Here is a 26,387-nt window from a genome sequence, read left to right as displayed (position 1 = left end):
GGGCGTGGCGCGCATCGACGGGCGTCCGGTGATGAGGTCCGTCACCCCGGGCGGGCGCGCTGGCGCATTTCCGTAGCCCGATGGGGAAGATGACATCCGGCGTACAGGTTGACCGAGAAGCGCCGGTCGTGCGGGACGGCATCAACCGTGACAGAGGAGCGGACGTGGCGGAAATGCACACCGGCGTCGGTCGTCAGCGAGGTGCCCAACCCTGGCCCCGGCCGCGTCGGATCGCCACCCTGTCGGTGCACACGTCACCGCTGCACCAACCCGGCACGGGTGATGCCGGCGGGATGAACGTCTACATCCTGGAGGTCGCCCGGCGGCTGGCCGAGGCCAACGTCGAGGTGGAGATCTTCACCCGGGCCACCTCCGGCGACCTGCCTCCGGTGGTCGAGATGGCCCCCGGCGTGCAGGTCCGGCACATCACCTCCGGCCCGCTGGAGGGGCTGACCAAGGAGGAGCTGCCCGGGCAGCTCTGCGCCTTCACGGCCGGGGTGCTGCGGGCCGAGGCGTCCCGCCCGCCCGGTCACTACGACCTGATCCACTCCCACTACTGGCTCTCCGGCCAGGTCGGCTGGCTCGCCAAGGAGCGCTGGGGCGTGCCGCTGGTGCACACCGCGCACACCCTGGCGAAGGTCAAGAACGCCCAGCTCGCGGCCGACGACAGGCCGGAGCCCAAGGCCCGGGTGATCGGCGAGGAGCAGGTGGTCGCGGAGGCGGACCGGCTGGTCGCCAACACCCGCGTGGAGGCCGCCGACCTCGTCGATCGGTACGACGCCGATCCGGCCCGCGTGAGCGTGGTGCAGCCGGGCGTCGACCTGGACCGGTTCCGACCCGCGCCGGGCGAGCGGTCCGCGGCCACCCGCGACGCCCGTCGTCGGCTGGGACTGCCGGTCGAGGGGTACGTGGTCGCCTTCGTCGGTCGGATCCAGCCACTCAAGGCTCCCGACGTGCTGATCCGGGCGGTGGCCGCGCTGCGGCAGCGCGATCCGGCCCTTGCCGGTCAGGTGACCGTGGTGATCTGCGGTGGTCCCAGTGGCAGCGGCCTGGACCGGCCGACCGCGCTGATCGAGCTGGCCGCCACGCTCGGGGTGACCGACCGGGTGCGGTTCCTGCCGCCGCGTACCGGGGACGACCTGCCGGCGCTGTACCGGGCCGCCGACGTGGTCGCGGTGCCGTCGCACAACGAATCGTTCGGGCTGGTGGCGCTGGAGGCGCAGGCCTGCGGTACGCCGGTGCTGGCGGCCGCCGTGGGCGGGCTGGTCACCGCCGTACGGGACCAGGTGAGCGGGGTGCTGATCGACGGGCACGACCCGGTGGACTGGGCCCTCGCGTTGGGCCGTCTGCTGCCCGACCCGGCCCGCCGCGCCTCGCTGGCCCGGGGTGCCGAGCAGCACGCCCGGCACTTCTCCTGGGAACGGACGGTCGCCGGCCTGCTCGACGTGTACGGCGAGGCGATCGCCGCACACCGCACCCGCCTCGCCGCCGACCTGGTGGCCGATCCGGCGCTCTCCTGCTCCTGGTGACCGCCTGTCGTCGCCGGGTGGGGTGACCGGGTCGGTCGTAGAGTGGGTCCGGTGAGCCCGAAGAGCGATCTTGCGAGTCTTATCGAGTCGGTCTGCGCCGAGCGGGACCTGGCCTGGGAGTCGACAGGTCCCGGCTCGTACGCGGTGACCCTGCCGGGCACCCACAAGCTCAAGACGATCTGCAACCTGATCGTGGGTGAGCACGCGCTGCGGGTCGAGGCGTTCGTGATGCGCCAGCCGGACGAGCGGCGCGAGGAGCTGTGGGCCTGGCTGTTGCAGCGCAACGCCCGGATGTACGGTGTCTCGTTCTCCACCGACGCGGTGGGCGACGTGTACCTGACCGGGCGGGTCAACCCGGCCGGGGTGGACGCCGACGAGCTGGACCGGCTGCTCGGGGCGGTGCTCACGTACGCCGACGAGTCGTTCGACACCATGCTGGAGATCGGCTTCGGCAGCTCCATCCGGCGCGAGTACGAGTGGCGGGTCAAGCGCGGCGAGTCGACGGCGAATCTGGCCGCGTTCGCCCATCTCTTCGAGCCCTCCGGGTCCGGTCCCGACCCGACCTGACGCATCCGTTCCGCGGCCGGTGGTTCGGAGTGCTCCTGACGGGTATGCCGCACCGCGCGGTGCGGCAGGGACCCCCGCGCGCCGAGGACGGAGTGTCGAGGAGCGGAGCGTCCCATGGCTCAGCGGAACAGCTCGGGTCGCGGCGGAGTTGCGACCAGGACCAAACGACAGGCCGGTAACCAGACGCCTGGTACTCCTGGAGTCTCCGAGTCGGAGATCTCCCGGATGCGGGTGGACGACATCCGGGGGCAGCTGCGCAAGCGCGGTGTCTCCGGGATCTCCGCCCTGCGCAAGCCGGAACTGGTGAAACAGCTGGTGCGCTCGATGCGGGCCGGCGCGGGCCGGGGCAGCACCGGCCCGGCGGGTCGGGCCGGCGGCACCAGGGCGTCGGCGGGTCGCGCCGCCGCGACGAAGAAGACGGCGGCACGGCCGGCGTCGGGCCGGGCGAAGGCAGCGCCGGCGAACAAGAGCGCGCCGGCGAAGCGCGCCGCCGCGAAGAGGACCACCGCGGCCAAGAGGACCACTGCGGCGAAGAAGACCACTGCGGCGAAGAAGACCACTGCGGCGAAGAAGACCACTGCCGCGAAGAAGACCACTGCGGCGAAGAAGACCACCGCCGCGAAGCGGACCACCGCGGCGAAGAAGACCACCGCCGCGAAGCGGACCACGGCCGCGCGGAAGTCGACGGCGGCCAAGCGGACCACGGCGACGGCCCGTACCGCGCCCGCGCGTAAGGCGCCGGCGCGCAAGGCCCCGGCACGCCCGGCGGCGAAGCGGGCGCCCGCGAAGCGCGCGGCGACCCGGTCGACCGGGGGTACGACCGCCGGTGGGATCCGGACCGGTCGGGGCACCGGCCGCTCGGTCCGCAGTTCGCAGGTGATCTCGTCGATCGCGGACCGGCCGGAGCGGCCGGGGCGGAGTCTGATCACCGCGAACCACGAGGTGATCCAGCGGTGGGCCCGGGAGCGTGGTGCGAAGCCGGCCACCATCGCCGGTACCGAGCGGGACGGCCGGGCCGGGGTGTTGACGTTCAACATTCCCGGTTACCGGGAGAGCAGCCGGATCCGTGAGATCACCTGGGATGAGTGGTTCCACACGTTCGACCTGCGGCGGCTGAACCTGATCTATCAGGAGCAGATGCGGGACGGCCGGCAGAGCAATTTCTTCCGGACCGAGTCACCCGATCGTGAGGACGGGTGAGGTGTTTGCGGGAATGCCCCGGGGGTATGCGGCTGTTGCCAGTGAGCGACGCCCGAACTGGGGATACCGGCCAGTTGTGATCGGCGAGACAGCCGGTCTGGGTTGAATCCAGAATCCGGGCGAACTAACTTTATTGCACCGCGCCACGCTTGGAAACGTTCGGGGGAGCGGCGGATCGATCAGATCCGCGCACCAGGCGAGGTGCGAGGGGACGGGTGGACAAACCGTTGGGGGACGGTGGCCACCTGTTTGGACCGGCGGCGTGAGCGGGCGATGCTTACGGGGGTGAGTGTTGCCCGCCGCCGCCGGCCCCACCGGCGGGCGCCCACCATGACCTTCGGGACGTGGTGGGCGCTTTGCGTTGTGCGTACCCCATCGGGGTTTTGCCGGGATCACCCGGCCGACACACGGTCGGCGGGTGCCGTCGGCTCCCGGCCCGCGGCCCGACGCAGCGCTGCGACGTGCCGCTCCCGGGGCGGCCCGGCGAGCAGGTGGCCGAGCGCGGCCAGCAGCCCCAGCCCGCCGACGATGAGCCAGTGTCGGTCACCGAGGTACTGCAGGCTCACCCCGCCGAGTGTGGGAGCGACGAACGCGGCGGCCGGGAACGTCAGATAGAAGACCGACTGGTAGCGCGCCCTCAGTTGCGGCGGCGCGAGGTCGGCGTTGATCTGCGCGTTGGGTGGGGCGGCGAGCATGGACCCGACCGTCCAGACCACGGCGGCGCCGAGGTAGACCGCGAGGTCGTCCGCGACGGCGAGCACGCCGAAACCCAGCGCGAGCAGCGCGGTGGAGACCGCCAGCACCACGTCCTTGCGGTGCCTGTCGATCAGCCGGGGGACGAACAGTTGCCCGATGACGATCAGCGCGCCGCCCAGGGCGACCACCACCCCGTACGCCGACGGGCCCAGGCCGTCCGACCGCATCGCCAGCGGCATGATCGTCGAGGTCTGGAGGGTGAGGACGGCCAGCACGAAGGTGAGCCCGACGAAGACCAGGAAGGTCCGGTCGGTGAGCGCGGTGTACAGGCCGGGACGCCGGGTTCGGCCGGAGCCGGTCGGCGGCCCGAGGTCGACGGCCGGCGCGGCCCGTCGCAGGGTCTCCGGCACCTTCCAGCCGATCACGACGGCAGCGATCAGGGTGGCGCCCGCGTCGACGAGGAACAGGGCTGTGAAACTCGCCTCGGCCAGCAGGCCGGCGAGCAGCGATGCGGCAGCCATGCCCAGGTTGAACGCCCAGAACTGGAGGTTGAACGCGCGTGAGCGGCGATGCGCCGGCACCACGTCGACGATCGCCGCGACGAGGGCCGGGCTGGACATCGAGTGCGCGACCCCGGCCAGCGCGGCAAGTGCCGCGATCAGCCCGAGGGGCCGGCTGAACGCCATCGCGACCAGCAGGCCCGCGGTGGTCAGGTGTGCGGCGAGCAGCGTGGCTCGGCGGCCCCAGCGGTCGGCCAGGACTCCGCCGAGCAGCGCGCCGGCCGCCCCACCGGCTCCGTACGCGCCGACGACCGTGCCGGCCAACGCCTCGCTGGCCCCGCGCGCGTCGGTGAGGTAGAGCGACAGGAAGAGCATCGCGAACGCGCCGGCCCGGTTGATGAGCAGACCGGCCCAGAGGTACCAGAAGGTGGCGGGGAGCCCGCCGGCAGTGTCGTCCCACCAATGGCGCAGCGCCCGCACCCGACCTCCCGACAGTTCAGCTTCCTAACAGTAGCGGGACGGGTTCAGGCGACCGCCTCGGTGGGCTGCGCCTTCCGGGTGGTGCTGACCGGTGCCAGTGCCTCGCCGGAGCGGCGCAGCTCGGCGGCCCGCCGCTCCCGGGCCGGCCCGGACACCAGATGGGCCACCGCCGTCAGGGCGCCGATCACGGCGCAGGCGTACCAGAGCGTGTCGTTGCCGGCGTGCTCGCGCACCAGGCCGCCGAGGATCGGCGCGCTGGCACCCGCGATCTGCCAGGAGAGGGAGAAGACCCCCTGGTAGCGGCCCCGCAGCTCGGCCGGCGACAGCTCGGCGATCAGGGTGGAGTTGGACGGGGAGTTCAGCATCTCGCCGACCGTCCAGATCAGCACGGTGAGGCCGTAGAACCAGGCGGTGCCGGCGAACGCGGTGAGCCCGAAACCGACGCCCATCACCACGGCGGCCAGCGCGAGCACGTGGGAGCGGCTGCGACCCCGGATCAGTCGGGGCACGAAGAGCTGGCCGACCACGATCAGGATGCCGTTGAGCGCGATCACCGAACCGTAGGTGGCCGGGCTGAGGCCGTCGTCGCCCATGGCGATCGGCAGCATGGAGATGTGCTGGAGGAAGACGAGCGCGGCGAACAGGTTCAGCGCCACGAACCCGAGGTAGACGCGGTCGGTGAGGATCGTCCGCAGGGCGCCGCGCGGGGCCTGCGCCGTGGCCTTGGCGGCGGGTCCGGCCTCCCGGGTCTCTGGCACCCTGACGAAGATGATCAGCGCGGTGATCAGCATGGTGCCGGCGTCGACCACGAACAGCAGCAGGTAGTCCGCCTGTGCGGCCAAACCGGCGAGGATCGCGGCGCAGGCGAAGCCGAGGTTGATCGCCCAGTAGTTGAGCGAGAACGCCCGCAGCCGGTCCTTCGCCGGCACCACGTCGATCATCATGGCGCCGAACGCGGGCCGGGCCGCCTCGGCGAACAGGCCGAGCAGCAGGGCACCCAGCGCCACCGCCCAGAGGTCCCGGGCCAGGCCGAGCGCGAGCATCATGGCTGCCGCCCCGACGTGCGCGGTGAGCAGCGTGGGGCGGCGTCCCCACCGGTCGGCGAGCGTCCCGCCGGCGGTGGTGCCGACCGCGCCGCCGACGCCCCACAACCCCAGCACCAGGCCGGCCTGGGAGGCGGAGAACCCGCGTTCCTGGGTCAGGTAGATGGCGAGGAAGACGAGGACGAACGAGCCGAGCCGGTTGATCAGGGTGCCGGTCCACAGGTACCAGAAGGTGGTGGGTAGGCCGCCGGTGGTGTCCCGGAACCAGCTCCGCATCGTCCGCACGCCGTGCCCCCGCTTGCAGTGGTAATGAGCGCTATGACTACAGCGCCTTACAACCCTAGTGGCGCGTTGATCGAGAGGTCACCCGCTTTTTCACGTGGTGGTCGTCACGACGGGTGCCCGCGTGTCCCGTACCGGGTTGAGGCAGGATGATCCGCATGACTGCGAGCGAGGGGCCCACCATCGGGACGCTGGTCCTGCTGCGGCACGGCGAGAGCGACTGGAACGCCAAGAACCTCTTCACCGGCTGGGTCGACGTCGACCTGACCGAGAAGGGCGAGGGCGAGGCACGGCGCGGCGGCGAGCTGCTGCGCGAGCACAGCCTGCTGCCGGACGTCGTACACACCAGCGTGATGCGCCGGGCGATCCGCACCGCCGAGCTGGCGCTGAACGCCGCCGACCGGCACTGGATCGCGGTACGTCGGTCGTGGCGGCTCAACGAGCGGCACTACGGCGCCCTGCAGGGCAAGAACAAGAAGCAGACCCTTGACGAGTACGGCGAGGAGCAGTTCATGCTCTGGCGCCGCTCGTACGACACGCCCCCGCCTCCGATCGACGACAACGACGAGTGGTCGCAGGTCGGCGACCCGCGGTACGCGCTGCTGCCGACCGAGCTGATGCCGCGTACCGAGTGCCTCAAGGACGTCGTCGAGCGGATGCTGCCCTACTGGTACGACTCGATCGTGCCGGACATCCTGGCTGGCCGGACGGTGCTGGTGGCCGCGCACGGCAACTCGCTGCGCGCCCTCGTCAAGCACCTCGATCAGATCTCCGACGAGGCGATCGCCAAGCTGAACATCCCGACCGGCATCCCGCTGCGCTACGACCTCGACCCGCACCTGCGTCCGCTCAGCCTGGGCGGCACGTACCTGGACCCGACGGCGGCGAAGGAAGCGGCCGCCGCGGTCGCCAACCAGGGCCGCTGACCGCACGAGAAAGGGGCCCCGCACCGCGGGGCCCCTTTCTCGTCGGCTCAGTTGCTGGCGGGCTTGTTCTCCCCCGTGATCAGGAAGATCACGTGCTCGCCGGCGTTGACCGCATGGTCGGCGAAGCGCTCGTAGAAGCGGCCCAGCAGGGTGGCGTCGATCGCGGTCTCCACCCCGTACGGCCAGTCGTCGCCGAGCAGCACCGAGAACAGGCTCTTGTGCAGCTCGTCCATCGCGTCGTCGTCGCGGTCCAGTTCGCCGGCGAGGTCGGCGTCGGGCTTCGCCAGCACCGAACCGATCTTCGCCGCCATCCGGTCGGCGATTTCGGACATCTCGGTGAAGACCGTGCGCAGCTCGGCCGGCACGGCGGGCGACGGGTGCCGGCGCAGCGCCGTCTTCGCCACGTGGTCGGCGAGGTCGCCCATCCGCTCCAGGTCGGCGGCGACGTGCAGTGCGGTGATCATCGCCCGTAGGTCGGAGGCCACCGGCGCCTGACGGGCGAGCAGGTCACAGACCCGCTCCTCGACGTGTCGGTAGAGGTCGTCGATCTCGGCGTCCCGCTCGATGACCGTCTCGGCGGCCTGCCGGTCGGCGGTGAGCAGGGCCCGGGTGGCCTGGCGCATGGCGGCGCGGACGCCCTCCGCCATGTCCACCAGCAGTTGGCTGACGATCTGGAGGTCGGCCCGGAACTCGTCGCGCATCATCACGTCCTGTGGTCGGTCGCCGCCGACGGGGTGCCGGCGCAGTGTTGAGCAGGTGCGACGCCAACGGTAGGTGGCGCGGACGGACCCCGGATGAACCACGGTGAACGACGCCAGACGCGGGGGTGAACATTCCTCGAAGTGCGGGTGGTTCGTCCCGTTCTGTGTGGTAGCCAGGTTAACAATGACCCTACGATCGCCAGGTGGAGTGGGCGGTGGCGGTCGTGGTGGCCGTGGCGTTGGTGGCCGGTTTGGCCGCCGGTCTCGTGCTGCCCCGGTTCTGGTCGACCCGGAACCGCTCCACGTCGACGGGGAGCGAGAGCTCTCGCTGGAGCAGGGGGAGGCCCGCGATAGCCGACGAGCAGCAGGCCGGGCTCGGCCGCCGGACGATCGACTCGCTCCGGGCCGGTGTCGTGGTGCTGGACAACGACGACGTACCTGTGCTGATCAACCCGGCCGCCCGCGCGATGGGTCTGCTGCGCACCGGCGGCACGCCGGGCACGATCGCCGCGCACCCGTTGATCCGTACCCTCGCTGGCCAGGTGCGGCGCACAGGCGTGCGGCGCGAGATCGAGCTGGACCTGCCCCGGGGCCGCGACAGTGCGGGGGAGAACCCGCTCGGCGTGCACCTGCGGGCGATGGGCATCGGCAACGGTTTCATCGCGGTGGAGGCGGTCGACGTCACCGAGTCACACCGACTGGCCCGGGTGCGACGTGACTTCGTGGCCAACGTGAGCCACGAGCTCAAGACTCCGATCGGCGCGCTCCAACTGCTCGCCGAGGCGTTGCTGGACGCCACCGAACCGGCCGAGGCCGCGGCACCCGACCTCTCCGAGGACCTGGTCGCCGCCCGGCGGTTCGCCGAACGGATCCAGCACGAGTCGACCCGGCTGGGTCGACTCGTGCAGGAGCTGCTGGAGCTGACCCGGTTGCAGGGTGCCGAGCCGCAGCCGCCGGCGGAGCCGGTCGCGCTGGACTGGGTGATCGCGGAGGTGGTCGACCGGACCCGCACCACGGCCTCCGCCCGGGGCGTCGAGGTGACGGTGGACGGCGAACGTGGCCTCACCGTGTACGGCAGCGACACCCAGCTCGCCACGGCGGTGGCGAACCTGGTGGAGAACGCCATCAACTACTCGGCCGAGGACACCTCGGTACGGGTCACCCTGCGCGGGGGTGACGAGCACGTCGAGATCGCGGTCGCCGACCAGGGCATCGGTATCGCCCCGACCGACGTGGACCGGATCTTCGAACGGTTCTACCGGGCCGACCAGGCCCGCTCACGTTCCACCGGCGGCACCGGGCTCGGCCTGGCCATCGTCAAACACATCGCGAGCAACCATGGCGGACGGGTCGAGGTGTCGAGCACTCTTGGTGGTGGATCGACGTTCACCCTCCGGTTGCCCGCAAGTCCACCGGACGACCTGCTGGCGACACTGCCGCCGGTTGGGATCGAGGCCGGTCCGGCCGAGCTACGGCAGGTCTGACAGCAAATGGAAAGGAAATCCCCGTTGAGCCGCGTTCTCGTGGTCGAGGACGAGGAGTCGTTCTCCGACGCCTTGTCGTACATGCTCCGTAAGGAGGGCTTCGAGGTGTCGGTCGCTGCGACCGGCACCGACGCCCTCACCGAGTTCGACCGGACCGGCGCCGACATCGTGCTGCTCGACCTCATGTTGCCCGAGATGTCGGGGACCGAGGTCTGCCGGCAGCTCCGGCAGCGCTCGGCCGTGCCGATCATCATGGTGACCGCCCGGGACAGCGAGATCGACAAGGTGGTCGGGCTGGAGATCGGCGCCGACGACTACGTCACCAAGCCGTACTCGCCCCGCGAGCTGGTCGCCCGGATCCGCGCGGTGCTGCGCCGGCAGAGCCCGGAGGTAGCCGACGCCGGCGCCCCGACGCTCGCCGCCGGCCCGGTGCGGATGGACATCGAACGGCACGTGGTGACCGTCGAGGGCGGCGCGGTGCAGCTGCCGCTGAAGGAGTTCGAGCTGCTGGAGCTGCTGCTGCGCAACGCCGGCCGGGTGTTGACCCGTGGCCAGCTCATCGACCGGGTCTGGGGCGCCGACTACGTCGGTGACACCAAGACGCTTGACGTGCACGTCAAGCGCCTCCGCTCGAAGATCGAACCGGAGCCGTCCGCGCCGCGCTTCATCGTCACCGTCCGGGGACTGGGCTACAAGTTCGAGCCGTGATCGGCTGTCCGCTCTCGCCCTGGTCGCGTCCGAGGGCGCAGGACCGGGGTGTGGCCGCGGCTCCCGCCACCACCTCCAGCTGCTCCGCAGCGGGTCGTGCTACCAAGATCAGCTGAGATCGTCGGCGGGGTGCGGGGCGACCATGCCCTGCCTCACCCGGTCCGCGCACAGCTCGGCCAGCCGCTCGTACGCGGCCGCGCCGATCAACGCGGTCAACTCCGGCCCGTACGACAGGTACATCGGCTCGGCGCCGACGTGCGCGTCCGTCGAGGAGGTGCACCACCAGTCCAGGTCGTGCCCGCCGGCACCCCAGCCGCGCCTGTCGAACTCCGACAGGGTCGAGACCAGCACCTTGGTGTTGTCCGGACGCTTGACCCAGTCCTGGTCCCGCCGGATCGGGAGCTGCCAGCAGACGTCCGGCTTGTACTCCAGCGGGTGCACCCCGTCGCGGAGCGCCTGGGCGTGCAGCGCGCAGCCGCCCCCGCCGGGGAAGTCGGCGTCGTTGAGGAACACGCACGGCCCCTCGGCGCCCTGGGTGGCGGTGCGGCGGGCCGGGGTCTTGCCGTCGATGGTGTCCTCGTCGGTCCAGTTCTTGAACCCACGCCGGAAGTGCTGCCAGGTCGACGGGTTGAGCCGCCGGACGGCGCCGCGGACCCGCTTCTCGTCGTCCGAGTCGGTGAAGAACGCCCCGTGCGAACAGCAGCCGTCGGCGGACCGGCCGGCGATGATGCCGTGGCAGCCCCGGCCGAAGATGCAGGTCCAGCGGGACAGCAGCCAGGTCAGGTCGGCCCGGATCAGGTGGCTCTCGTCCGCCGGGTCGGCGAACTCGATCCACTCCCGGGGAAAGTCCAGTGGCACCTCTCGGCTGCGGGGGTCGCCCGGGTCGTCCACCAGCACACGGAGCTCCATCGTCACCCGGCCCAGCGTACGCGCGGTGCCGTCTGCGGGCCGGCGAGCCGCGCAAACGAGTTGCACCTAGGGTCTTCACCATGCGACTGGGTGTCCTCGACGTCGGATCCAACACGGTGCACCTGCTTGTGGTGGACGCGCACCACGGCGCGCACCCGTGGCCCGCGCACTCCGAGAAGGTGGTGCTGCGGCTGGCCGAGCAGATCGGCCCCGACGGCGCGTTGACCGAGGCGGGCGCGGACGGCCTGGTCAAGGCCGTGGGCATGGCCAAGGCGGCGTCCACCGGTCTGGACGCCGACGACCTCATCGCGTTCGCCACCTCCGCGGTGCGCGACGCCACCAACGCCGCCGACGTGCTCGCCCGGGTCCGGGAGGAGACAGGCGTACGTCTCGCTGTGCTCTCCGGCGCGGACGAGGCGCGGATGACCTTCCTGGCCGTGCGGCGCTGGTTCGGCTGGTCCGCGGGGCGGCTGCTGGTGCTGGACATCGGCGGCGGCTCGCTGGAGATCGCCGCCGGCATCGACGAGGACCCGGACGTCGCGGTCTCGCTGCCGCTGGGAGCCGGGCGACTGACCCGGGAGCGGCTGCGGGTCGCGCCGGACAGCACGACGCCGCCGTCCGCCGAGGCCGTCGACAAGCTGCGGGAGTACGTGGACGGCCGGCTGGACAAGGTCGTCGACCAGATGACCGAGGTGGGTTGGGACCGGGCGGTGGCCACCTCGAAGACGTTCCGCACCCTGGCCCGACTGGCCGGGGCGGCGCCGTCCGGGGCCGGGCTCTGGGTGCGGCGCAGCCTGACCCGGGCCGGGTTGCGGCAGGTCATCGGGTTCATCCGGCACATCCCGCCGGCCCAGTTGATGGAGTTGGAGGGGGTCAGCGCGGGCCGCGCACACCAGTTGCTGGCCGGCGCCGTGGTCGCCGAGGCGGTGATGCGCCGCCTGGATCTGGACTCGCTGGACATCTGCCCGTGGGCGCTGCGCGAGGGCGTCATCCTCCGTCGGTTGGATCAACTCGAACCGATCTGATCGCGCCACCGGGCTACGCTGGCCGATGTGACTTCCCGCGTTCCGGTGCTCCTGTCCAGCTCGTCGGTCTTCCCCGAGCCGACCGCGGCGGCGTTCCAACTGGCCGCGGCGCTCGGCTACGACGGCGTCGAGGTGATGGTCTGGACGGACGTCGTCAGCCAGGACGCGGGCGCCCTGCGCGGCCTGTCGGCGCACTACGACGTGCCGGTGCTCTCGGTGCACGCGCCCTGTCTGCTGGTCACCCAGCGGGTGTGGAGCCCGGACCCGTGGGAGCGGCTGCGCAGGGCCGCCGAGCTGGCCGAATCGCTGGGGGCGCCCACGGTCGTGGTGCACCCGCCGTTCACCTGGCAGCGCGACTACGCGCGCAACTTCGCCGAGGGTCTGGCCACCGTCGCGGACCGGTTCTCCGGGCTGCGCTTCGCCGTGGAGAACATGTACCCGGTACGGATGGCGGGCCGGCAGTTCGTCCCGTACGTCCCCGGATGGGACCCGACCGACACCGGCTATCCGTCGTACACCCTGGATCTGTCGCACTGCGCGGCGTCGCACAGCGACCCCCTCGAGATGGCCGACCGGATGGGCGCCGGGCTGGCGCACGTGCACCTGGGCGACGGCACCGGCGAGGGCCGCGACGAGCACCTGGTGCCCGGGCGCGGCACGCAGCCCTGCGGCGAGCTGCTCTCCTCGCTGGCCGGGCGGGGTTTCACCGGGTCGGTGGCGGTGGAGGTCGCGACCCGGGGCGCGAAGAGCCGCGCGGTGCGCGAAGCGGACCTGCGCGCCGCGCTGGAGTTCGCCCGCCAGCACCTGACCGCGCCGTCCCCGGTCGACGCCTGACCCGCCCGTGACCACCGGGCGGTGGCGTCAGCTGACCGGGGTGAGGGAGTCGGCGTCGCCGGTGGGCTGGGCGGCCACCGTCACCTGTTCGCCCACGGCGGCCCGCTTGCGGGCCCGGTGCGCCGCCACGTGCGACCGGGTCGCGCAGCGCTCGGAGCAGAACCGCCGGCAGCAGTTCGACGACGTGTCCAGGTAGACGTTGCCGCACCGCTCGTCGGCGCAGACCCCGAACCGGGCACTGCCGTACTCGCAGAGCCAGACCGACAGACCCCAGACCGCACCGGCCAGGTATTCGGCGCTGACCGAGGCGCCCCGACTGGTCACGTGCATGTGCCAGTCGCTGGAGTCGTGCCCGGAGATGCGCGGCTGGACCGGGAACGCCTCGAGCAGCGCGTTCAGCTCGGTCACCGCCTGGGCGTCACGCCCCGAGGTGCCGTACTCGAAGACGTCGCGGAGCCGCTTCTGCGCCCGCCGGAAGATCGCGACGTCGCGATCAGCGACCTCGTCGCGCATCCAGGCGTTGTCGTCGGGGAAGAGGGCCTGCAGGTCGTCGAGGTCGTCCAGACGGGCGTTGACCAGGTCAACGCCGGTCCGGGCGTACGCGTCGAAGTTCACGCCCCCAACGGTAGACGACTCACGGGGTGCGTGGCGCGTCGATGTAGTGCGGCAGGAACCGCGCGTAGCCGTCGGTGATCAGGCTGGCGCTCTCGCGCACCCCCACCCCGGCCGACTCGCCGTCGACGATCCAGCTGCCCAGCACCACCCGATTGCCGGCGAACTGCGGCAACGCCCGGAACTCCTGGTAGCACCATCCCTCGTCGCCGTAGATGCCCGGGTTGGTGATCTCCTCGTCGGCGGTGACGATGCGTACCGAACCGCCCTCCCGGCCGAGCAGCGGCTTGGCCACGTACTCCGTCATGCCGCGCGGCGAGTCCAGGTACGCCGGGAGCAGGTACTCGTGGCCGGGGAACAGCTCCCAGAGGACCGCGAGCAGCGCCTTGTTGGACAGCAGCAGCTTCCAGGCGGGCTCGATCCACGTGGTGGGGGTGCCCGGGGCCAACGCCGCCGGCCCGTACGGCTCGGCCAGCATCCACTCCCACGGGTAGAGCTTGAAGCAGGTGGTCACCGGGCGGTCGTCGGCGTCGACGAAGCGGCGGCCGTCCCAGCCGATGTCCTGGATGGGTTGCAGCTCGACGCTCAGCCCGGCCTGCCGGGCGGTCTCGGCGAGGTAGCCGGCGGTCATGTGGTCCTCGCCGGACTCCTCCTCGTTCGACCAGAGCACGTGCACAAGCGGGTCGTGCAGCCCGGCCCCGATCTTGGACCAGGCGCCGACCAGCCGCTCGTGCAGGCTGTTCCACTGGTCCAGGTCGGGTCGGGTCTGCTCCAGCCAGTACCACTGGATGATGCTCGCCTCGACAAGCGCGGTGGGGGTGTCCGCGTTGTACTCAAGCATCTTCGGGGGCCAGGTGCCGTCGTACGCGAGGTCGAAGCGCCCGTAGAGGGTGGGTGGCGTCTCCCGCAGCGACCGGGCCACCGCCTCGGCCGCCCACTCCGGGATGCCGAACTCGGCGTACCGGCGCTGCGCCACCACGTGCTCGGCGGCGGCTACCGACATCCGGTGCAGCTCCTCGGTGGCCTCCTCCAGCCGCAGCACCTCGTCCAGGTCGAAGGCGTACGCGGCGGTCTCGTCCCAGTACGACATGATGCCGCCGTCGGGCAGCTCGGTGTCGACGTAGACGAGCCCCTGGGACCGGATGGTGGCGTCCCAGTCCGTGCGCGGCGTGACCGTCTCGCGGCGCACCTCAGCCCCCGCAGGAGGCGAGGTGGGTGCCGAACCCGCCGCGATCGGGCAGGGCCGCGGTGGTCGGCTCCGGGGCGCCGCGGCCGGCGGCCGGGGCCGGCACCCGCATCGCCAGCGCGACGGTTCCGCCGCCGCCGACCGGCCCGAGAGCGCAGTCGTCGTCATCGTCGTCGTCCGAGGTCATGTTGCAGCCGGAGAGGGCGAGCGCGAGAGCGGTGAGCGCGCCGAGCTGCACGGAGGCCGACCGGAGCCGGCGGCGGGGGCGTTGGTCCACGGCATCGTTGTAGCCGATCGGCGCCACCACCGCCGCCCCGCCCCGGCGTCGAGCGGCCCGGCCGCCCCTCGGCGGGGCTGCTGGCAGGGGCGATACGCTCGGCTCATGCTCCGTTCCGTCATCCTCGCCGCCTCCCGGTCATCCCAGGTCGAGCGGCTCGTCGCGACCGCCCCGTACACCCGGGACGTCGTACGCCGGTTCGTCGCCGGCGCCGCCACCGACGACGCGTTGCGCGCGACCCGCGTGCTCGTCGACGACGGCCTCGCGGTCACCCTCGACCACCTCGGCGAGGACACCGTCACCCCCGAGCAGGCCACGGCCACCCGGGACGAGTACCTGAGGTTGCTCAAGATGCTCGCCGGCGCGGGGCTGACCCCGGCGGCCGAGGTGAGCGTGAAGCTCTCCGCCCTCGGCCAGATGTTCGACGAGCAGTTGGCGTACGACAACGCGCGGGCGATCTGCGCGGCCGCCGACGCGGCGGGCACCACTGTCACCCTGGACATGGAGGACCACACCACCACCGACTCGACGCTTGAGGTGCTGGGCCGGCTGCGCAAGGACTTCCCGTCGACCGGCGCGGTGCTCCAGGCGTACCTGCGCCGGACCGAGTCGGACTGCCGGGAGTTGGCGTACGCCGGGTCGCGGGTTCGGCTGTGCAAGGGCGCCTACAAGGAGCCCGAGTCGGTGGCGTACCAGTCGACCCGCGAAGTGGACAGGTCGTACGTGCGCTGCATGAACATCCTGATGTCGGGCGACGGCTACCCGATGCTGGCGACCCACGACCCGCGGATGATCGCCATCGGGGAGGACCGGGCCCGCTGGTTCGACAGGGGGCCGGAGCGCTTCGAGTTCCAGATGCTCTACGGCATCCGCCCGGAGGAGCAGGCCCGGCTGGCCGGCGAGGGCTACACGGTGCGCACCTACGTCCCGTACGGCGACCAGTGGTACGGCTACCTGATGCGCCGGCTCGCCGAGCGCCCGGCCAACCTGGTCTTCTTCGGCCGCGCCCTGGTCTCCAGGAAGTAACCCGACCCGGATCGGCTGACGGGCCGGCGGCGACCCCGACAGGGTCACCGCCGGCCCGTTTCGGTGACATGGCTTGACAGCCTTGGTTAAGTGCCTTAGCTTTACGGCTATGACAACTAGCCAGGTGCGGCGCGGCGGCGGACACATCGCGTACGAGGTGCAGGGCGAGGGGCCGTTGGTCGTCCTCGCGCACGGCATGGGCGAGAACAGGGCGAGCTACCGGCACCTCGTGCCCCTGCTGGTGGCCGCCGGTCACCGGGTCGCCTCGGTCGACGTCCGGGGTCACGGGGAGTCCAGCGCCGGCTGGCCCTCGTACGCCCCGGCGGAGGTCGGCGCGGACCTGCTGGCCGTGGTCCGCGACCTCGACGCCGGTCCGGCCGTCCTGGTCGGCAGCTCGTCCGCCGCGGCGGCGGTGGTCTTCGCCGCCACCGACGCGCCCGAGCTGGTCACCGGCATCGTGCAGATCGGCGCGTTCGTCGGTCAGCCGAAGCTCAACCCGCTGCTGCGGATGGCGATGTGGTCCGTGCTGCACAGCCCCCGACTCTTCGGGATGTTCCACAACACCCTGTTCCCGGTGCACCGACCCGCCGACGACGCGGCGTACCGCCGGTCCATGGTGGCCAACCTGCGCGAGCCCGGCCGGATGGCGGCGACGCGTGGCGTGATCGCACCGGCCGAGCCGCACTGGACCGCCCGAGCCCCGCAGGTGCGGCAACCGGTGCTTGTGCTGATGGGCACCAGGGACCCGGACTTCCCCGACCCGGGCGCCGAGGCGCGGGCCGCCCGCCGGCTCTACCGCCTCGCCGAGGCCCGGATGGTCGAGGGGTCCGGCCACTATCCGCACGCCGACCAGCCGCAGCGGACCGCCGACGAGCTTGTCGATTTCCTGGCGGTGTGCACCGGTGCCTAGGGTCGGGCTCAACCAGCAGATCGTGGTCCGGGAGGCGGCCCGGCTGGCCGACGAGGTCGGCTTCCAGCAGCTCACCCTCGCCGCGCTCGCCAGCCGGCTCGGGGTCGCGCTGCCCAGCCTCTACAAGCACGTGCGTGGTGCGGACGCGCTGGCCCAGAAGCTCTCCGCGCTGGCCACCGCCGAGCTGGCCACCGAGATGACCACCGCCGCCGCCGGTCGGGCCGGCGGGGAGGCGCTACGGGCGATGGCTGATGCCTACCGCGACTATGCCCGCCGGCACCCCGGCCGCTACCCGGCGACCCAGCGGGTGCCCGATCCGACCGACCCCGAGCACGTCGAGGCGGGGACACGGGCGGTCGGTGCCGTCTACGCGGTGCTGCGCGGGTACGGACTCACCGACGACGACGCGGTCGACGCGACCAGGGCGCTGCGCAGCGCCCTGCACGGCTTCGTCGCGCTGGAGGCCGCCGGTGGCTTCGGCCTGCCCCGCGAGGTGGACCGGTCGTACCACCAACTGGTCGCTGGTCTGGACATCGCGTTCCGCTCCTGGCCGTCCGCCGGGGCCGGCCTCGCCCGATCGGCGTAATGGTCGTACCCTTCGGCGGGTGATTGACGGGGTGCAGCGCCCGGCACCGCAGCGGCTCTGGCCGCTGTGGACGGCGTTTCTGGTGATCGTCCTGGTACTGGGCTGCGGTCTGCCGGCGCTGCTGATCGTCGGGGTGATACGCGAATCCGCAGGCCGACCCACGATCAGCCGGATCGGCGCCGCGGCGACGGACGACCCGGCGACCGCCGTCGCCCGTGGGCTGTCGGACCGGATGACCGCCCAGCTTCAGCGGCAGTCCACGGCCCTGCTCGGCGGGGACCGTGCCGGTTACCTCTCCATCGCCGACCCGGCCGCGCACGCCGACCTGCGCCGCCGCTTCGCCGCGCTGCGCGCGCTCCAGGTGACCGTCTGGCGTGCCGAACCGAGTGGCCTTCCCGCGCCGGTCGTCGGCAAGCCGGGCGAGTGGCGGCAGTTGGTGCGCTTCCAGTACTGCTTCGTGGCACCGGGCTGCCAGCCCAGCCCGGTGCTGATCGGCACCCGCTGGCGCGAGAACGGCGACCGGCCGCTGCTGGTCGCCATGGAGGAATCCAAGTCGGCCGAGACCGGCACCCGGCCGTGGGAGATCAGCGACCTGGCGGTGGCGGTCGGCGCGCGGACCATCGTCGCCACCACGCCCGCGCTGCGCGGCAAACTGCCAGGCCTGCTCGCCCAGGCCGAGGCGGCGGCCACGGTCGCCGACGGGTACGTGGTCACCGGCACTCCGCCGGACCGCTACCGGATCTTCTACGCCGGTCGCGCCGAGTGGCAGCGCTGGTACGGCGGCGGCCGACCACAGTGGACCGGCGGCTACGCGGTCACCGTGGGCGGTGGCCACCACGAGGTGGTCCTCAACGCGGACGGGTTGAGCAGCAGCGGCACCGACGACCTGCTCCGGCACGAGCTGACCCACGCGGCGTCCCTGCCGGCGCGCGGCTACCCGGGCAAGTTGACCTGGTGGCTGGTCGAGGGGCTCGCCGAGTACGCGGGTGCCGGCGGCCAGCCCGTCGACCGGTACGAGGGCCTCGCCGAGGTGCGCAAACTGGTCAAGGGTGGCTGGGACGGCAAGCTGGACGGCGTCACCCCCGCCGACGACGCCTCCGCCGAACGGGTCGGCGGCAGCTACGGGGTCGGCTACCTCGCCGTCCGGCACCTTGTCGACAGGTACGGGCCGCAGCGGCTGCTCGCCTTCTTCAAGGCCGTGGTGCACGACCGTAGAACCCTCGACGCCGCATCCGAGGAGGCGTTCGGCGAGCAGTGGTCGACGCTGCACGACGAGTGCGTGGCGTCCATCCGCGCCACCGCCGCCTGACAGCTCCCGGGCCGCTGTGACGGCGGGTCGTACGATCGACCGGTGCGCCGCACCCACCCGCCGCGGCCCGCGAGCGCCACGCGGCCCCGCCTGCTCGTCGCCCTGACCGCCGTCGCCGTCCTCACCGCCACCACCGCCGCGTCCTGCGGCGACGACGATCCCGACCTCGCGCTGGCGTCGGCCGCCCGCAACCCGGTGAGCGAGGTGATCGACGCCCCGGCGACGGTGACCGCCCGCGCCGCGGCGACGCTCACCGCTCCCGCCGACGGCACCCTGGCGAGCCTGCGCGTCCAACCTGGACAGCGGGTGAAGCGTGGCCAGGTCCTCGCGGTGGTCGACTCGCCGTCCGCCCAGCAGCGCCTGCGTCAGGCGAAGGAGGCGTTGACCGCCGCGAAGCGCGCCGGTCGGGGCGTCTCCACAGGCGACCTGACCGGCAGTCGGCGCGGCACCGACAAGGCCGCCGACGAGGCGTTCGACGCCGCCCGCAAGGCCGCCGAGAAGATCGCCGACCCGCAGTTGCGCGACGCGTTGCTCACCCAGGTGACGTCGGCGCAGCGGCAGTACGCGGCCGCCGCGCGCAGTGCCGACCAGGCGGTCCGCGCGGTGCAGCGGGGGATCGACGGGCTGGGTTCCGCCGTCGGCGCGCTCTCCGCGGCCCAGCGCCTCCAGGCCGAGCAGGCGTACGACCTGGCGAAGGCGACAGTCGACGCGTTGACGCTGCGCGCCCCGATCGCCGGGGTGGTGCAGCCGGGTGGCGCCCGCGCCGGCGGTGGCGCGAACGGGGGCCTGGCCGAGCTGTTGGAGCAGGCCGGTGGGGGCGGCATCGACCCGTCCGTGCTGGCCCCCGGCCAGGGTGGGCCGCCGGCTGGGGTGGACGACGCGGTAGCGGTCGGCGGTCAGGTCACCGCCGGCACGCCTGTGCTGACCGTGGTGGACACCGGGCAGCTGGGGCTGCTCGCCGAGGTGGACGAGACCGACGTGCTGCTGGTCCAGGCCGGTGTGACCGCCACCGTCGAGTTGGACGCCGTCACCGGCGCCAGCTACGACGCCACCGTCCGGTCGGTCGACGTGCTCCCCACCAGCTCCGCGCAGGGCGGCGTCACCTACCGGGTACGCCTCACCCTGGGCGCGGGGAAGCTGGCCGAGGACGAGCCGGCCCCGGCGCCCCGCCCCGGCATGAACGCGATCGTGCACCTGCGGGTACGCGAGGTGGCCGACGCGGTGACCGTCCCCGCCTCGGCGGTGTTCTCCGCCGACGGCCGTGACGCGGTCTGGGTGGTCCGCGACGGTAGGGCGGGCCGGGCGCCGGTGACCGTCGGCGTCCAGGGGTCCGACCTGGTGCAGATCCTCAACGGTGTGCAGCCCGGCGACCGGATCGTGGTGCGCGGCACCGACCAGGTCCGCGACGGCCAGGAGGTCCGGTGACCGGATCCCCGCCGGCCATCGAGGCGGTGGACGTCTCCCGGACGTACCAGCTCGACGGGGTGTCGGTGGAGGCGCTGCGTGGGGTGTCGTTGACCGTGCGGCCGGGTGACTACGTGGCGCTGGTCGGGCCGTCCGGCTCGGGCAAGTCCACCCTCATGCACCTGCTGGGTGGGCTGGACCGGCCCACCGGCGGTCGGCTCGTGATCGGTGGACGGGACGTCAACGCCCTGTCCCCGCCGGAGATGGCCACCCTGCGCAACGAGACCATCGGGTTCGTCTTCCAGGCGTTCCACCTGCTGCCGCGTACCTCGGCGGTGGAGAACGTGGCGTTGCCGCTTGTCTACCGGGGTGTGTCGGCCCGGCAGCGTCGGGAGCGGGCGGCGGCGATGCTGGGCCGGGTCGGCCTGGGCCACCGCCTCGACCACCGGCCCAACCAGATGTCCGGCGGCGAGCAGCAGCGGGTGGCCATCGCCCGCGCGCTGGTCACCGAGCCGACGGTGCTGCTGGCCGACGAGCCCACCGGCAACCTGGACAGCGTCACCGGGGCCGCCGTGCTGGAACTGCTGGAGCGGCTGAACGCCGAGTCCGGGGTCGCGTTGGTGATGGTCACCCACGACCAGGAGGTGGCGGCCCGCGCCCAGCGGCGGATCACGATGCGCGACGGCGTGGTCGTGGCGGACAGCGCCGCTCATGATCGGCCGCTGCCCGTCGATCACGGTCGACCTGAGACACTGGTGCCCGCTCCCAGCGCGGAGCCCCGGTCCGTTTCCGGAAGCGGCCCGGGGCACCCGTCCGGTGGCTCCGGTGGCGCCGCCGGAGCCACCGGGCGCCTTCCGCGGGAGCCCGGGCCGAGTCACGCCGGGGCCGACACGCGGGAGCCCGGCCGGGGCGAGCCCGAGGACGGCGCGACGTGAGGATCGCCGAGGCGTGGCGGGTGGCCCTGGACGCGCTGCGGGCCAATCGCCTTCGCAGCGCCCTCACCATGCTCGGCGTGATCATCGGGGTGGCCTCGGTGGTGCTGCTCGTGGCCATCGGCACCGGCACCAAGCAGCAGGTCGAGCAGCAGGTCGAAGGGCTCGGCTCCAACCTGCTGCTCGTCGTCCCCGGCAAGATCGAGGTGGGCACCGCGCCTGTCGTCTCGCCGCTGACCCTCAAGGACGTGGACGCGGTGACCCGCGTGGTCGGGGATCCCGAGCGGGTGGCGGTCACCGTCGCCTCCGGTGCGACCGCCCGCGCCGGCGCCCGCTCCGACTTCACCACCGTGCAGGGCGTCCTGGAGACCACCCCTGCGGTGTTCACCCGTTCGCTGGCCCGGGGGCGGTACCTCACCGGCACCGACGTGGACACCAGCCGGCGGGTGGCGGTGCTCGGCGACTCGGTGGCCCGCGCCCTGTTCCCGGACCGGGACCCGCTGGGCCAGCAGGTGACGTTGGCCGGGGTGCGGTTCCGCGTCATAGGCGTCTTCGCGCCGCTGGGGCAGAGCCTCGGCGTCGACCGCGACGACGAGGTGCATGTGCCGGTGACCGCCGCGCAGCGGCTCTGGGGCACCCAACGGGTCGACGGCATCGCCGTGAAGGCGCCGGACCGGGAGCGGATCGACGAGCTGGGGGAGCGGATCGTCGCCGAGCTGAACCGCCGGCACCCGGACACCGAGTTCAGCGCGGTCACCCAGCAGCAGATCCTCGGCGTCCTCGGCGACATCCTCGGCGTCCTCACCGGGGTGCTCGCCGCCATCGCCGGAATCTCGCTGCTCGTCGGCGGGGTCGGCGTCTCGAACATCATGCTGGTCAGCGTCCGGGAACGGACCCGGGAGATCGGGCTGCGCAAGGCCGTCGGCGCCCGCCCCCGGGACATCGGCGTGCAGTTCCTGCTGGAGGCGGTACTGCTCACCACGATCGGCGGGGTGACCGGAATGGCGTTGGGGGTGGGCACCGCGCTGCTGGTGGACGCGCTGTCGCCGATCCCGGCGGCGATCACCTGGTGGTCGTTGGCGCTCGCCTTCGGCGTGTCGGCGGCGGTGGGCATCGTCTTCGGGGTGGTCCCCGCGCAGCGCGCCGGCCGGCTCGACCCGGTGGTCGCGCTGCGCGCCGAGTGACCCAACCGGACGACGGGCGCGGGCGGGGAGATAACGGCAGGCCGGATCGAGTGAACCGGCGGCCAAAGCATGATCAGTTGTACGAAGGGATCGCGCCGGTCACAGCGGCCCCGCTACCGTACTGGTAACACGCGCGTCGCCGCCCGACCCGGAGCATCCGTCGGGTTGGCACGCGCCGGGCATGGGATGGGTCGGTGAGCCATGGCCGGGTCGCAGTCCGACGGACGGCTGTCGGATGTCAAGTTCCTGACCGTCGCCGAGGTGGCAACGGTCATGCGGGTGTCGAAGATGACGGTCTATCGCCTCGTGCACAGCGGTGAGCTCACCGCCGTCCGGGTTGGCCGGTCCTTCCGGGTGCCCGAGCACGCGGTCCACGAATATCTTCGAGGCGCCTTTCAGGAGACCGCCTGAGCCACCGGCGCACCGATCGAGTGCGACGTGAGCGGCATCGACGGGGGCGCGTTGGTCCTGCTGACGCTCTCCAGCTACCCTGGAGCCCGACCGAGACCCCACCGGTGCTCCCTGCCGCCCAGACTGGTCCGGTCCGTTGTCCGCAAGCGGTCGCCGTCGCCACCTGCGTGGTGTCATCCGGTCCGCCCCGCACGTTGTATCGAAAGGCTGTCGTATGGGCTCGGTGGTCAAGAAGCGCCGTAAGCGCATGGCTAAGAAGAAGCACCGCAAGCTGCTGCGCAAGACCCGCGTCCAGCGTCGCCGTCTCGGCAAGTGATCGCCGCCGGGCTCGGGGCCCGGCGTCCGGCGTCACTTGCCAAACTGTCGACCTCCGGAGGCTCAGGTGATCAGGCCGTGGTCGTCCCGGCTCGATCCCTCCTGCCGGGGTAGGTGCGTCAGATGACCCCCGGTAGCACCCCAGGTGCTCCGGGGGTCGTCGTCGTCACCGGGGTGAGCCGCTACCTGGGTGCCCACGTGGCGGCCCGCCTGGCCGCCGACCCACGGATCGAGCGGGTCATCGGGGTGGACGCCCCGGAGGCCGGCGCCGAGTTCAGCGACCTGCTGGACCGGGTCGAACGGATCCACGTCGACGCCGGCTCGCTCGGCGGAGTCCTCGCCGACCTGGACGTCGACGCGGTGGTGCACCTCGCGCTGGTCAGCGCCCCCGACCCGCAGCTCGGCGGCCGGTCGGGCATGAAGGACCAGAACGTCATCGGCACGATGCAGCTGCTCGCCGCCTGTCAACGGGCACCCCGGCTGCGCAAGCTCGTGGTCCGCTCCTCCACCGCCGCGTACGGGGTGTCGTTCCGGGACCCGGCCGTGTTCACCGAGGAGACCGAGCCGCGCGAGGTGCCGCGCGGCGGCTTCGGCCGCGACATCCTGGACGTCGAGGGGTACGTTCGCGGCTTCCGCCGCCGTCGGCCCGACGTCACGGCGACGGTGCTGCGGTTCGCCCCGTTCATCGGCTCGACCGCCGACACCACGTTGACCCGCTACTTCGCGCAGCCGTTCGTGCCGACCGTCTTCGGCCGCGACCCGCGCCTGCAGTTCCTGCACTTCGACGACGCGTTGGAGGTGCTGCACCGGTCGATCGTGGAGGACCACCCCGGCACCTACAACGTCGCAGGTCCCGGCGTGTTGTCGCTGTCCCAGGCGATCCGGCGGGCCGGTCGGGTGGCCGTACCGGTGCTGGAGCCGGGGCTCTCGGGCGCCGCCGCGCTGGCGCGCAGCATGGGCTTCGGCAGGTACGGCCTGGACCAGGTCGACCTCTTCGTGCACGGCCGCGTCGTCGACACGACCCGGCTGGAGCAGGAGTACGGCTTCACACCCCGCTCCACCGCCGCCGCCTTCGACGACTTCATCCGCGCCCACCACGGCGGGGTGGTGGTCACCCGGGGGCAGTTGGCCGCCGCCGAGCAGCTCGTCCTGGACGGCATCCGGCAGGTCCGTGACGCTGTGCGGGAGCGGTCGTCGTGAGCGAGGTGGCAGCGTGACCGGGCAGGGGCAGGACCCGCAGGGGATCGGCCGGTTCGACGTACCGCAGGGGGTGCCCGCGCCGGACGCGGAGCCGGCGCGGCGCAACGGACACCGACCGGCGGCCCAGGTCGCCCCGACCCCGACGCCGGCCGACGAGGTCGACACCGCGGCCACCGACGAGCCGACGGGCACGGGTGGCGAGCCGGCGACCGACGACCCGACGGGCGCGGGTGGTGAGCCGGCCACCGGCGGCACCCGGCCGGCCGTCTCGGACCGGCCGGGTGACCAGTGGGACCGTCGGGTCGCCAACGGCCTGGCGTTCCTGCGTCGGCGACTCTCCGGCGACTACGAGGTCGACGAATTCGGCTTCGACCCCGATCTGACCGACGCGGTCTTCCACCCGTTGCTGCGCCTGCTCTACCGGGACTGGTTCCGCACCGAGGTCACCGGCGTGGAGCACGTGCCCGTCGACGGGCCCGCCCTGGTGGTCGGCAACCACTCCGGCACTGTGGCGTTGGACGCGTTGATCCTCTCGGCGGCGCTGCACGACAAGCACCCCGCGCACCGCTACCTGCGGCTGCTCGGCGCCGATCTGGTGTTCCGGATGCCTGTGGTGTCGGAGATCGCCCGCAAGACCGGCGGCACGGTGGCCTGCAACCCGGACGCGGAACGACTGCTCGGCGGCGGCGAACTGGTCGGCGTGTTCCCCGAGGGCTTCAAGGGCATCGGAAAGCTCTACGCCGACCGGTACAAGCTGCAACGGTTCGGCCGGGGCGGTTTCGTCTCGGCGGCGCTGCGCACCGGCACCCCGATCGTGCCGGTCGCCATCGTCGGCGGCGAGGAGATCTACCCGATGCTCGCCGACCTCAAGCCCCTCGCGCGGCTGCTCAAGCTCCCGTACTTCCCGGTCACGCCCACCTTCCCTTGGCTCGGGCCGCTGGGCATGGTGCCGCTGCCCAGCAAGTGGCTGATCGAGTTCTGCCCGCCGATCCCCACCGCCCATCTGACCGACTCGGCGGACGACCCGCTTGTGGTCTTCAACCTCGCCGACCAGGTCCGCGAGACGATCCAGCAGACCCTGCACACGCTGCTGGAACGACGCCCCGACCCATTCGGCCCCTGAGCGCGGCCGTCAGCCGGCGCGGCGACGGCGCTGCATCGCCAGCCCCGCCGTGACCGCGCCGGCGACCAGCCCCGCCGCCGCCGTCGACGGTACGGCGATCTTGACCGCTCGGCGGCCGGTGCGGAAGTCACGGACCTCCCAGCCGTGCTGCCGGGCCTGCCGCAGCAGCGCGCCGTCGGGGTTCACGGCCACCGCCCGGCCCACGGCGGACAGCAGCGGCAGGTCGTTCGCCGAGTCGCTGTAGGCCGCGCAGCGGGTCAGGTCCAGCCCCTCCACGGCCGCGAGCTGGGTGACCGCCTCGGCCTTCGCCGGCCCGTGCATCAGGTCACCCACCAACCGCCCGGTGTACGCCCCGTCGACCACCTCGGCCACCGTGCCGATCGCGCCGGTGAGGCCGAGCCGGGTGGCGATGATCCGGCCGATCTCCACCGGTGCGGCGCTCACCAGCCAGACCCGTTGGCCGGCGTCCAGGTGCCCCTGGGCGAGCCGGTGGGTGCCGGCCCAGATCCGGGGGGCCATCAGCTCGTCGAAGATCTCCTCGGACAGGCGTTCCACGTCGTCCACCCGCCAGCCCTGCACGAAGGCCAGCGCGGCCTCCTTGGCCAGGGACATGTCGCCTGCGTGCTCCCGGGCCAGCACCCGGAACCGGAGCTGCTGCCAGGCGAAACGGGCCAGGTCGGCGGTGGTGAAGTAGTTGCGGGCGGCCAGCCCCCGGGCGAACCAGTAGATCGAGGCGCCCTGCATCATCGTGTTGTCCACGTCGAAGAAGGCCGCGGCGCTCGGGTCCGGTACCGGTGGGGTCACCGGCGCCAGGTCGGTCTCCGCCCAGCCGGCGGTGTGACCCTGGGCGTCGGTGCTGACCGTCACCTTGCGGCTGCGCGCCACGCGACTCCCTTCCTCACCGGGTACGGCGGATGCCTCCAGCGAGGGTAGCCGGCCCACCTGGTCGACCGGCTGGACACGCGGCGAACTGCGGCGGAGCCGGTCGGACCTGCGGTATAGGGGTCAGCGGGTGCCGGGGCAGGCGG

General features: G+C 72.6%; 27 protein-coding genes. 19 read left to right on the top strand and 8 right to left on the bottom strand.

What is annotated here, in order from left to right; translation table 11 throughout:
* Nucleotides 1-164 precede the first annotated feature (164 nt).
* The 3 genes from mshA (at nt 165) to FHG89_RS30915 (ending at nt 3,296) form a co-directional block, all read left to right on the top strand.
* Nucleotides 165-1,529 (top strand): D-inositol-3-phosphate glycosyltransferase, encoded by a 1,365-nt coding sequence (gene mshA / locus FHG89_RS30925; RefSeq protein WP_139587914.1) that lies wholly within the window; start codon nt 165-167, stop codon nt 1,527-1,529.
* Nucleotides 1,530-1,580: 51 nt separating this feature from the next.
* The gene (locus FHG89_RS30920) at nt 1,581-2,096 is read left to right on the top strand and encodes a type III secretion system chaperone family protein (protein ID WP_139587913.1); all 516 of its coding nucleotides are present in this window, start codon (nt 1,581-1,583) and stop codon (nt 2,094-2,096) included.
* 324 nt (nt 2,097-2,420) lie between these two features.
* The gene (locus FHG89_RS30915; protein ID WP_167517572.1) at nt 2,421-3,296 is read left to right on the top strand and encodes a hypothetical protein; all 876 of its coding nucleotides are present in this window, start codon (nt 2,421-2,423) and stop codon (nt 3,294-3,296) included.
* A gap of 392 nt (nt 3,297-3,688) precedes the next feature.
* Here the strand turns inward: FHG89_RS30915 and FHG89_RS30910 are convergent, their stop codons facing one another.
* Both FHG89_RS30910 and FHG89_RS30905 read right to left on the bottom strand, forming a co-directional pair.
* Nucleotides 3,689-4,972: an MFS transporter gene (locus FHG89_RS30910; protein ID WP_139587911.1), complete on the bottom strand. Its 1,284-nt coding sequence runs from the start codon at nt 4,970-4,972 to the stop codon at nt 3,689-3,691.
* A 44-nt stretch (nt 4,973-5,016) separates the two neighbouring features.
* Nucleotides 5,017-6,300, bottom strand: a complete 1,284-nt coding sequence (locus tag FHG89_RS30905; protein ID WP_139587910.1) for an MDR family MFS transporter — start codon at nt 6,298-6,300, stop codon at nt 5,017-5,019.
* A 155-nt stretch (nt 6,301-6,455) separates the two neighbouring features.
* Here FHG89_RS30905 and FHG89_RS30900 point away from each other — a divergent pair, with 155 nt between their 5' ends.
* Nucleotides 6,456-7,223, top strand: a complete 768-nt coding sequence (locus FHG89_RS30900; RefSeq protein WP_139587909.1) for a phosphoglyceromutase — start codon at nt 6,456-6,458, stop codon at nt 7,221-7,223.
* Nucleotides 7,224-7,270: 47 nt separating this feature from the next.
* Here FHG89_RS30900 and phoU read toward each other — a convergent pair whose 3' ends face one another.
* The gene (phoU, locus tag FHG89_RS30895) at nt 7,271-7,924 is read right to left on the bottom strand and encodes a phosphate signaling complex protein PhoU (protein WP_139587908.1); all 654 of its coding nucleotides are present in this window, start codon (nt 7,922-7,924) and stop codon (nt 7,271-7,273) included.
* A 203-nt stretch (nt 7,925-8,127) separates the two neighbouring features.
* On the opposite strand from phoU, the gene FHG89_RS30890 reads away from it, so the two are divergent.
* Nucleotides 8,128-9,408, top strand: coding sequence for a sensor histidine kinase (locus FHG89_RS30890; protein WP_139587907.1), 1,281 nt, complete (start codon nt 8,128-8,130; stop codon nt 9,406-9,408).
* A 24-nt stretch (nt 9,409-9,432) separates the two neighbouring features.
* Nucleotides 9,433-10,116: a response regulator transcription factor gene (locus FHG89_RS30885; RefSeq protein WP_139587906.1), complete on the top strand. Its 684-nt coding sequence runs from the start codon at nt 9,433-9,435 to the stop codon at nt 10,114-10,116.
* A gap of 108 nt (nt 10,117-10,224) precedes the next feature.
* On the opposite strand, the gene FHG89_RS30880 is transcribed toward FHG89_RS30885, so the two are convergent.
* A complete protein-coding gene (locus FHG89_RS30880; RefSeq protein WP_139587953.1) occupies nt 10,225-11,025 on the bottom strand; it encodes a DUF3109 family protein in 801 nt (266 codons plus the stop codon).
* Between the two features lie 80 nt (nt 11,026-11,105).
* Here FHG89_RS30880 and FHG89_RS30875 point away from each other — a divergent pair, with 80 nt between their 5' ends.
* Together FHG89_RS30875 and FHG89_RS30870 are read left to right on the top strand one after the other, a co-directional pair.
* On the top strand, nt 11,106-12,050 hold the full coding sequence (locus FHG89_RS30875) for a Ppx/GppA phosphatase family protein (protein ID WP_139587905.1): 945 nt from the start codon (nt 11,106-11,108) through the stop codon (nt 12,048-12,050).
* 27 nt (nt 12,051-12,077) lie between these two features.
* Entirely contained in the window at nt 12,078-12,884 is an 807-nt protein-coding gene (locus tag FHG89_RS30870; RefSeq protein WP_139587904.1) for a sugar phosphate isomerase/epimerase family protein, read from the top strand.
* 27 nt (nt 12,885-12,911) lie between these two features.
* Here FHG89_RS30870 and FHG89_RS30865 read toward each other — a convergent pair whose 3' ends face one another.
* The 3 genes from FHG89_RS30865 to FHG89_RS30855 are packed head-to-tail and all read right to left on the bottom strand — an operon-like array spanning nt 12,912 to nt 14,959.
* Nucleotides 12,912-13,499 carry a CGNR zinc finger domain-containing protein gene (locus FHG89_RS30865; RefSeq protein ID WP_139587903.1) on the bottom strand — a complete coding sequence of 196 codons (588 nt, stop codon included), beginning with the start codon at nt 13,497-13,499 and terminating at the stop codon, nt 12,912-12,914.
* 19 nt (nt 13,500-13,518) lie between these two features.
* Entirely contained in the window at nt 13,519-14,685 is a 1,167-nt protein-coding gene (locus FHG89_RS30860) for a glutathionylspermidine synthase family protein (protein WP_139587902.1), read from the bottom strand.
* Nucleotide 14,686: 1 nt separating this feature from the next.
* A complete protein-coding gene (locus tag FHG89_RS30855; RefSeq protein WP_244296019.1) occupies nt 14,687-14,959 on the bottom strand; it encodes a hypothetical protein in 273 nt (90 codons plus the stop codon).
* Between the two features lie 105 nt (nt 14,960-15,064).
* Here FHG89_RS30855 and FHG89_RS30850 point away from each other — a divergent pair, with 105 nt between their 5' ends.
* The 11 genes from FHG89_RS30850 (at nt 15,065) to FHG89_RS30800 (ending at nt 25,359) form a co-directional block, all read left to right on the top strand.
* Nucleotides 15,065-15,985, top strand: coding sequence for a proline dehydrogenase family protein (locus tag FHG89_RS30850; RefSeq protein WP_139587901.1), 921 nt, complete (start codon nt 15,065-15,067; stop codon nt 15,983-15,985).
* Between the two features lie 109 nt (nt 15,986-16,094).
* Nucleotides 16,095-16,895, top strand: coding sequence for an alpha/beta fold hydrolase (locus FHG89_RS30845; RefSeq protein WP_139587900.1), 801 nt, complete (start codon nt 16,095-16,097; stop codon nt 16,893-16,895).
* A complete protein-coding gene (locus tag FHG89_RS30840) occupies nt 16,888-17,481 on the top strand; it encodes a TetR/AcrR family transcriptional regulator (protein ID WP_139587899.1) in 594 nt (197 codons plus the stop codon). The genes FHG89_RS30845 and FHG89_RS30840 overlap by 8 nt, the downstream gene beginning before the upstream one ends.
* A gap of 19 nt (nt 17,482-17,500) precedes the next feature.
* The gene (locus FHG89_RS30835) at nt 17,501-18,790 is read left to right on the top strand and encodes a hypothetical protein (RefSeq protein ID WP_139587898.1); all 1,290 of its coding nucleotides are present in this window, start codon (nt 17,501-17,503) and stop codon (nt 18,788-18,790) included.
* Between the two features lie 42 nt (nt 18,791-18,832).
* Entirely contained in the window at nt 18,833-20,215 is a 1,383-nt protein-coding gene (locus FHG89_RS30830) for an efflux RND transporter periplasmic adaptor subunit (RefSeq protein ID WP_139587897.1), read from the top strand.
* Nucleotides 20,212-21,129 (top strand): ABC transporter ATP-binding protein, encoded by a 918-nt coding sequence (locus FHG89_RS30825; protein ID WP_244296017.1) that lies wholly within the window; start codon nt 20,212-20,214, stop codon nt 21,127-21,129. The genes FHG89_RS30830 and FHG89_RS30825 overlap by 4 nt, the downstream gene beginning before the upstream one ends.
* Nucleotides 21,126-22,310, top strand: coding sequence for an ABC transporter permease (locus FHG89_RS30820; protein ID WP_139587896.1), 1,185 nt, complete (start codon nt 21,126-21,128; stop codon nt 22,308-22,310). The genes FHG89_RS30825 and FHG89_RS30820 overlap by 4 nt, the downstream gene beginning before the upstream one ends.
* 201 nt (nt 22,311-22,511) lie before the next feature.
* The gene (locus FHG89_RS30815) at nt 22,512-22,721 is read left to right on the top strand and encodes a helix-turn-helix domain-containing protein (protein ID WP_091079691.1); all 210 of its coding nucleotides are present in this window, start codon (nt 22,512-22,514) and stop codon (nt 22,719-22,721) included.
* A gap of 214 nt (nt 22,722-22,935) precedes the next feature.
* Nucleotides 22,936-23,037, top strand: coding sequence for a 30S ribosomal protein bS22 (locus FHG89_RS30810; RefSeq protein ID WP_007465623.1), 102 nt, complete (start codon nt 22,936-22,938; stop codon nt 23,035-23,037).
* A 122-nt stretch (nt 23,038-23,159) separates the two neighbouring features.
* Entirely contained in the window at nt 23,160-24,236 is a 1,077-nt protein-coding gene (locus FHG89_RS30805) for an NAD-dependent epimerase/dehydratase family protein (protein ID WP_139587895.1), read from the top strand.
* A gap of 313 nt (nt 24,237-24,549) precedes the next feature.
* On the top strand, nt 24,550-25,359 hold the full coding sequence (locus FHG89_RS30800) for a lysophospholipid acyltransferase family protein (RefSeq protein ID WP_244296021.1): 810 nt from the start codon (nt 24,550-24,552) through the stop codon (nt 25,357-25,359).
* A gap of 9 nt (nt 25,360-25,368) precedes the next feature.
* Here the strand turns inward: FHG89_RS30800 and FHG89_RS30795 are convergent, their stop codons facing one another.
* On the bottom strand, nt 25,369-26,244 hold the full coding sequence (locus FHG89_RS30795; protein WP_139587894.1) for an HAD family hydrolase: 876 nt from the start codon (nt 26,242-26,244) through the stop codon (nt 25,369-25,371).
* Between the last annotated feature and the right edge of the window lie 143 nt (nt 26,245-26,387).

The organism is Micromonospora orduensis (assembly GCF_006228125.1).
Lineage (GTDB): Bacteria > Actinomycetota > Actinomycetes > Mycobacteriales > Micromonosporaceae > Micromonospora > Micromonospora orduensis.
The sequence above is the reverse complement of the archived record's forward strand: the minus strand, read 5'-3'. Positions and strand labels throughout refer to the sequence as shown.

Bases quoted from the DNA above. Each gene is read 5' to 3' on its own strand.
- FHG89_RS30850 (WP_139587901.1), top strand. From the start codon at position 15,065: ATGCTCCGTTCCGTCATCCTCGCCGCCTCCCGGTCATCCCAGGTCGAG.
- FHG89_RS30915 (WP_167517572.1), top strand. From the start codon at position 2,421: ATGCGGGCCGGCGCGGGCCGGGGCAGCACCGGCCCGGCGGGTCGGGCC.
- FHG89_RS30900 (WP_139587909.1), top strand. From the start codon at position 6,456: ATGACTGCGAGCGAGGGGCCCACCATCGGGACGCTGGTCCTGCTGCGG.
- FHG89_RS30805 (WP_139587895.1), top strand. From the start codon at position 23,160: ATGACCCCCGGTAGCACCCCAGGTGCTCCGGGGGTCGTCGTCGTCACC.
- FHG89_RS30880 (WP_139587953.1), bottom strand. From the start codon at position 11,025: ATGGAGCTCCGTGTGCTGGTGGACGACCCGGGCGACCCCCGCAGCCGA.
- FHG89_RS30845 (WP_139587900.1), top strand. From the start codon at position 16,095: ATGACAACTAGCCAGGTGCGGCGCGGCGGCGGACACATCGCGTACGAG.
- FHG89_RS30815 (WP_091079691.1), top strand. From the start codon at position 22,512: ATGGCCGGGTCGCAGTCCGACGGACGGCTGTCGGATGTCAAGTTCCTG.
- phoU (WP_139587908.1), bottom strand. From the start codon at position 7,924: ATGCGCGACGAGTTCCGGGCCGACCTCCAGATCGTCAGCCAACTGCTG.
- FHG89_RS30810 (WP_007465623.1), top strand. From the start codon at position 22,936: ATGGGCTCGGTGGTCAAGAAGCGCCGTAAGCGCATGGCTAAGAAGAAG.
- FHG89_RS30875 (WP_139587905.1), top strand. From the start codon at position 11,106: ATGCGACTGGGTGTCCTCGACGTCGGATCCAACACGGTGCACCTGCTT.